The organism is Streptantibioticus ferralitis, assembly GCF_029223525.1.
In the GTDB taxonomy this organism is placed as follows: domain Bacteria; phylum Actinomycetota; class Actinomycetes; order Streptomycetales; family Streptomycetaceae; genus Streptantibioticus_A; species Streptantibioticus_A ferralitis.
This window is the reverse complement of record NZ_JARHTQ010000089.1, coordinates 1-1,382: the sequence shown is the minus strand read 5'-3', so window position 1 is coordinate 1,382 and position 1,382 is coordinate 1. Positions and strand designations below refer to the sequence as shown.

1 protein-coding gene is annotated in these 1,382 nt (G+C 64.5%); it reads right to left on the bottom strand.

The window, feature by feature from the left end:
* Positions 1 to 40: 40 nt before the first annotated feature.
* Positions 41 to 1,336, bottom strand: a complete 1,296-nt coding sequence (locus P2L57_RS39780) for an IS256 family transposase (protein WP_372516100.1) — start codon at positions 1,334 to 1,336, stop codon at positions 41 to 43.
* Positions 1,337 to 1,382 lie beyond the last annotated feature (46 nt).

Below are 1,382 nucleotides of genomic sequence, written 5' to 3'. Positions count from 1 at the left end.
GGGTGTGTCAACTTAACGGCTGATCTTGGTTGTTGAGTGGTCAGTTGTTGCTCGGGGTCAGGCGGCCCTCGAAGGCGATCTGGAAGGCGTTCAAGGGTGCCTTCCAGCGCATGGTCCACCGCTTGCGGCCCTTCCCCGTCGGGTCCAGGCTCATCAGCGCCATGTAGATGCACTTGAGAGCCGCTGCTTCGTTGGGGAAATGGCCGCGGGCGCGGACGGCCTTGCGTATCCGGGCGTTCACGCTCTCGATCGCGTTGGTGCTGCAGATGACCTTTCGGATCTCGACGTCGAAGGAGAGGAAGGGCACGAACTCGGCCCAGGCGTCCGACCACAGCTTCACGATCGCCGGATACTTTCGGCCCCATGCCTCCTGGAACTCCAAGAATCGTTCCGTGGCCGCGTCCTCGCTGGGGGCGGTGTAGACGGGCTTGAGGGCCTTGGCGACCTTGTCCCAGTCCTGGCGGGCCGCGTAGCGGAAGCTGTTGCGCAGCAGGTGAACCACACACGTTTGAACAATTGTGCGGGGCCAGACCGTCTCCACCGCCTCCGGCAGGCCCTTCAGTCCGTCGCAGACCAGCATCAGCACGTCATGGAGGCCGCGGTTCTTGAGCTCGGTGAACACGTGCAGCCAGTACTTCGCACCCTCGCCGCCGTCACCCGCCCAGATCCCGAGGATGTCACGGTGGCCCTCCACGGTCACCGCCATCACCACGTAAATGGGACGGTTTGCCACCTGGCCGTCGCGTATCTTCACGTTGATGGCGTCCACGAACAGCACCGGGTAGACGCGGTCGAGCGGACGGCTCTGCCATTCGCCCATGCCCTCCATGACCTTGTCCGTGATGGTGGAGATGGTCTGTTTGGACACCTCGGCGCCATACACCTCGGCCAGGTGCGCGGAGATCTCCCCGTGCGTGAGCCCCTTCGCCGACAGGGACAGCACCATCTCATCCACCCCGGTCAGGCGTCGCTGCCGCTTCTTGACGATCTGCGGCTCGAACGTGCCGGCGGTGTCCCGGGGTACCTTCACCTCGACCGGCCCGACGTCGGTCAGCACGATCTTCGCACGCGTGCCGTTACGGCTGTTGCCGTTGTTCTTCCCAGCCGGGTCGTGCTTCTCATAGCCGACATGGTCGGTGATCTCACCCTCCAGGGCGGACTCCAGCACCCGCTTGGTCAGCTGCTGCAACAGCCCGCCCTCGCCGGTCAGCTGGAGTCCCTCGCTGCGGGCCCGGTCCACGAGCATCGCGATCAACTGCTCGTCCGTCGTCGCATCCGACGGCGATTCGTCGCCGGTCAGTTCAACGGACTCGGGCCCAACGGCGGTCTCGGTCATCTGGCGTCTCCTTGATCATCAGATCCGCCGTTGATTAGACACTCCC